Raw genomic sequence first — 4,849 nt, forward strand, 5'->3', positions numbered from 1 at the left:
GCTGACCGCGCAGCCTTCTGGGATGACCGCGCCCCTGAAGCGCCCGTTACGGGTAGCCGGGAGCTCCAGCTCACCGCCGAGCTCGACGATGGCGGCGAGCAGGTGAGCGTGGTGGTCGGTCACGATGATGATCAGCGGTGGCCGCACCTGTCTGCGCATGGGCCTGCGCCAGTGCGGCCGAGCACCTCGGCTGGCCGCCCTTGGCGCTTCAGTTGGCCAGGGTCGACGCGAACAGGATCATGGCGGGATGACAGATCGCCACTCGTCCGCATCGCCAACCGTGGTGCGGCTCATGGAGTATAGGAAGACCGAGCAGATCGAGATCCTCGGCGAAAGTGCCGATCCCTTCGGCGTCGCGGACGCCGGATTGACATGGCTGCCCAAGAAGGATCATTTCGGTATCAGGCAGAAGGGCCGCCTGGTCGCGCACGCCGGTCTGCTGCAACTCCCCATAGCCATCGACGGTGTCGGCACACAGGTGGTGGGCGTCGGCGGGGTGGCTGTCGCTCCCGACCTGCGGGGCCACGGACTGGCGCGGTCGGTCGTGTCGGCAGCCCTAGACCACGCACGGACGATGGGGCCCCAGCACGGGCTTCTCTTCTGCCGGCCACCCCTCGTCCCGCTCTACCAGCGACTGGGCTGGCGCACCCTTGAACAGGACGTCCACGTCGAGCAGCCCGAAGGGCCCGTGATCATGCCGCTGCGGACCATGTGGACGCCACTGCACGACGGTGCGAATTGGCCTGCTGGAGACGTCCGCCTGCTCTCGCTCCCCATGTGATCGATGACTCCGGTGAGTGCCGTCGCCGGTCCGGCGGCCCTCACCGGTTCAATGGCCGAGCACTGGATCGGCCAACCCAGGAGCTCGCTCGCGTAGGGCGGGGCCCGCGAGCTCGGCGAGATCTGCGGGCTGGCGTCGGGCGCACCTCTCGCGGTGCAGCTCCGAGACGCCGGACGTTGATGCCATGCCGCGATTGTCCCAGGCCTGTCGGACCGTGGCTGGTCGCCTCGGCCCGGCATGCCTTGGTTCCGTTCGGTGCGTCATCCCGCGAAAGCCCCTGCGAGGCGTTAAGGCCCCCTGGCTGGACCGCCTGGAGGATTCGCACTCCCGGCGTGACGGACCGCACGGGCGGCCCGTTACCGAAATGTTTCGGGATCACTACTTGTGTATGAAGGCCGGACAACCGCACACTCTCGACTCAACACGAGTAGTCAACACGAGTTGAAGAAGGTTGAGGTGATGACGGGATGGTGACGCGACGCGATGTGGCGCGGCTGGCGGGGACCTCCGAGGCCCTGGTGAGTTACGTGCTCAACGACGGTCCGCGCGGGGTCGCGCCGGCTACCCGAGAGCGGATCGAGCGGGCCATCAAGGAGCTCGGGTACCGGCCCAACGCCGTCGCCCGGTCGCTGAAGACGTCGCGGACCATGACCCTCGGACTGGTCGTGCCCGACAACTCCAACCCCTTCTTCGCCGAACTCGCCCGCGCAGTTGAAGACGTCGCGTTCACGGCCGGCTACACCATGCTCCTGGGCAATGCGATGGACGACGACGCCCGCGAGGCCTCGTACATCCACACGCTGATCGACCGGCAGGTGGACGGCCTGATCGTCGCCCCGGCGCATGGGGCGAGCAGCTGGATCACCGAGCTCTCCGGGACGACGGTGCCGCGCCTGGTGCTCGACCGGGAGCTGGATCTGCCGGGCGCGACCCATGTCGTGGTCGACAACGAGGGTGGGGCGTACGAGGCCACGAAGCACCTGCTCGGCCATGGCCTCACCAGGATCGGCTGCATCGCCGGTCTCGAAGGCATCCACCCAACGGTCGACCGCGTGGCCGGCTGGCGGCGGGCCCTTGCCGAAGCCGGGCTGAGTTCCGAGGACGGGATGCTGGTGCACGCGGCGTTCGGCCACGCGGCCGGATACCGCGCCGGACGCGCGCTGCTCGAAGGACCGGACCGCCCCGAAGCGCTGTTCGTGGCGAGCGACCAGCAGGCGCTCGGTGTCCTGCGCGCCGCTGCCGAGCTGGGGCTGCGGGTGCCGCGGGACCTCGCCGTCTGCGCCTTCGACGGTATCGAGTCCAGCGCCTACACCGTTCCCGCGCTGACCACGATGCGTCAGCCGTTCGAAAGCCTCGGACGCTCGGCGGTCGAGTGGCTCCTGGCGAAGATCGGTGACCCGCAGCTCGCGCCCAGCCGCATCACGCACGAGGCGACGCTCGTCGCCCGCGGGTCGTGCGGCTGCCCCGATCCTCTGGGCGGCGATACGGCGATCGGGGACCGGCGCGATGGATGCGCGACGGATGAACGTGGTGGCCCCGGAGGCACCGTGAGCCCGGATCCGCCGGTGCGCTCGCAGCCCCGGACACAAGTCGGGGAGCACGGAGATGTCTGAACCGAACGTCGTGGTCGTCGGCAGCGTCAACATGGACCTTTCGGTCCGGGTGCCGCACCTGCCGCGGGCCGGCGAGACCGTCTCCGGCGGTGACCTGGAGCACGGGGCCGGCGGCAAGGGCGCCAACCAGGCGGTCGCCGCCAGGCTGCTCGGCGCGAGTACGACGATGGTCGCCCGCGTCGGCTCGGACGAGTTCGGCAGCCAGGCCCGCCGGGCGCTCGACGCGGCCGGCGTCGACACCTCGGCGGTGGCCACCGTGGCCACGGCCACCGGCACCGCGCTGATCGTCATCGGCCCCGACGGGGACAACATCATCACCGTCTCGCCGGGCGCCAACGGACAGCTCGGCCCTGACTGCCTGGACGGCCTGGCCGAACGGCTGGCCCGCGCCGACGCCCTGCTGCTCCAGCTGGAGGTGCCGGTCGCGACCTGCACGGCGGCCGCACGGCTGGCCCGTGCCGCAGGTGTGCAGGTCGTGCTCAACGCGGCGCCGCTGCCGCACGTCATCGGAGACGATCTTCGCGGCCTGATCGCGGAGGCGGATGTGCTGATCGTCAACGAGGTCGAGGCGGCGGGCCTGCTCGATGCCGCCCCGTCGGGTCCGGCGGGCCCGGATCCGCATGCCTATCCGGCCGCTCTGCGCTCCCTCGGGCCGTCCGATGTCGTCGTGACGCTCGGCGCGCGGGGTGCGGTCTACGCCGGTTCGGACGGGCACAGCGAACACGTCCCGGCCTTTCCGGTGGACGCCATCGACGCGGTCGGCGCGGGGGACACGTTCTGCGCGGCCCTCACCGTGGCCCGGGCGACCGGCGTCCCGGACCTCGGCGAAGCCGTCCGCCGCGCCTGCGCGGCCGGAGCGCTCGCCGCGGCCAGCCGGGGCGGGCTGGCCTCGTTCCCCAACAGGACGGAGGTCGACGAATTCCTCAAACAAAGGAGTGATCATGCGTCCTGACGGTCTCTGGCATCCGCGTCTCATGGAGATCCTGGTCGGTCTCGGCCACACCGACCTGATCGTCGTCGCCGATGCCGGCCTGCCGGTCCCCAGGGGCGTGGAACGGATCGACCTCGTGTGGAGCCGAGGCGAACCGGGATTCCTCCCGGTTCTGAGCGCGGTCCTCGGCGAAGCGGTCTTCGAGCACGTCACCTACGCCACCGAACTCACCCACCAGGCCACGCTCGACGGCCTGATCGGGGCGCTCGCCCCGACAACATCCCATTCCCAGCTGCCCCACGAGCAGCTCAAGCTGATCACCGCCGGGGCGAGGGCCGTCGTCCGCACCGGCGAGACGACACCGTACGCCAACGCCGTCCTGCACGCGGGGGTCGCGTTCTGACACCCCCGGAACACACGGCATCCCGCGCAGTCCACCCAGAGAGGTCCAAGACCATGAGACGTAAGACAAGCACCACGATCGGCACGCTCGTCGCGATGTCCGCCCTGCTCTCAGTCGCGGCCTGCGGCTCCGAGGAGCCGGCGAGCAGCACGTCGGCGAAGACCAGCGGCAAGCCGACGGTCTGTCTGATCATGAAGTCCCTGGCCAACGAGTACTTCCAGCAGATGCAGGCCGGCGCGACCAGCCACGTCAAGAAGCTCGGCTCGCTGAAGCTGGAGGCCAGCGGAATCCAGAACGAGACCGACGTCGACGGCCAGATCGCCCTGGTCGACAAGTGCGTCACCGAACAGGTGCAGGCGATCGTCATCGCGCCGGCCGACTCCAAGGCGCTGGTGCAGTCGGTCGTCAAGGCGACCAAGGCGGGCATCAAGGTGGTCAACATCGACGTCGCGCTCGACGCGGACGCGCTCAAGGCGGCCGGCATCGACGTCCCGCTGGTCGGTCCGGACAACCGGGAGGGCGCCAAGGAGGTCGGCGCGGTGCTGGCGAAGAAGCTCGGCACCGGCGGCAAGGTCGTGATCCTGGAGGGCAACCCCGGCGCGGACAACGCGCTGCAGCGCAAGAAGGGCTACGAGGACGCGGTCACGGCCGGCGGCCTGAAACTGCTGGACTCCAAGACCGCGCACTGGGAGACCGACGAGGCCCACACGGTCTTCGGCAACATGCTGACGGCGAACCCCGACATCCAGGGTGTGATGGCCTCCAACGACTCCATGGCCCTGGGCGTCATGAAGGTGATCGCCGAGCGCAAGGCCGACATCGAGGTGGTGTCGATCGACAACATCCCGGCGGTCAAGCCGTACCTGACGAGCGGGACGATGATCGCCACCCTCGACCAGTTCGGCTCCGAGCAGGCCGCCGACGGGATCGACGTCGCGCTGAAGATGATCGGCGGCAAGACGGTCACCGGCTGGCAGAAGACGCCGCTGAAGGTCGTCGCCTCCGGATCCTGACCGATCACCGCGCACAGCGGCCGGGGGGGGGGGGGGGCCAACCCCGCCCCCCCCCCCCCCCCCCCCACAAAATGAGTGGGTTAAAAAAAAAAAAAAACCCACCCCCAC

The 4,849-nt window shown here is 69.7% G+C and carries 5 protein-coding genes; all 5 read left to right on the forward strand.

The window, feature by feature from the left end; all coding sequences use genetic code 11:
- The first annotated feature begins 292 nt into the window (after nucleotides 1-292).
- Nucleotides 293-781 carry a GNAT family N-acetyltransferase gene (locus tag ACFWBB_RS42375; protein WP_385284583.1) on the forward strand — a complete coding sequence of 163 codons (489 nt, stop codon included), beginning with the start codon at nucleotides 293-295 and terminating at the stop codon, nucleotides 779-781.
- A 467-nt stretch (nucleotides 782-1,248) separates the two neighbouring features.
- Complete coding sequence (locus ACFWBB_RS42380) at nucleotides 1,249-2,394, forward strand: LacI family DNA-binding transcriptional regulator (RefSeq protein WP_385284586.1); 1,146 nt, start codon at nucleotides 1,249-1,251, stop codon at nucleotides 2,392-2,394.
- On the forward strand, nucleotides 2,387-3,346 hold the full coding sequence (locus ACFWBB_RS42385; RefSeq protein WP_385284589.1) for a ribokinase: 960 nt from the start codon (nucleotides 2,387-2,389) through the stop codon (nucleotides 3,344-3,346). The genes ACFWBB_RS42380 and ACFWBB_RS42385 overlap by 8 nt, the downstream gene beginning before the upstream one ends.
- On the forward strand, nucleotides 3,336-3,728 hold the full coding sequence (gene rbsD, locus ACFWBB_RS42390; RefSeq protein WP_385284592.1) for a D-ribose pyranase: 393 nt from the start codon (nucleotides 3,336-3,338) through the stop codon (nucleotides 3,726-3,728). The genes ACFWBB_RS42385 and rbsD overlap by 11 nt, the downstream gene beginning before the upstream one ends.
- A gap of 53 nt (nucleotides 3,729-3,781) precedes the next feature.
- Nucleotides 3,782-4,741, forward strand: a complete 960-nt coding sequence (locus ACFWBB_RS42395; RefSeq protein WP_385284595.1) for a sugar ABC transporter substrate-binding protein — start codon at nucleotides 3,782-3,784, stop codon at nucleotides 4,739-4,741.
- Nucleotides 4,742-4,849 lie beyond the last annotated feature (108 nt).

It is taken from the genome of Streptomyces sp. NPDC060000 (assembly GCF_042737375.1).
Taxonomy (GTDB): domain Bacteria; phylum Actinomycetota; class Actinomycetes; order Streptomycetales; family Streptomycetaceae; genus Streptomyces.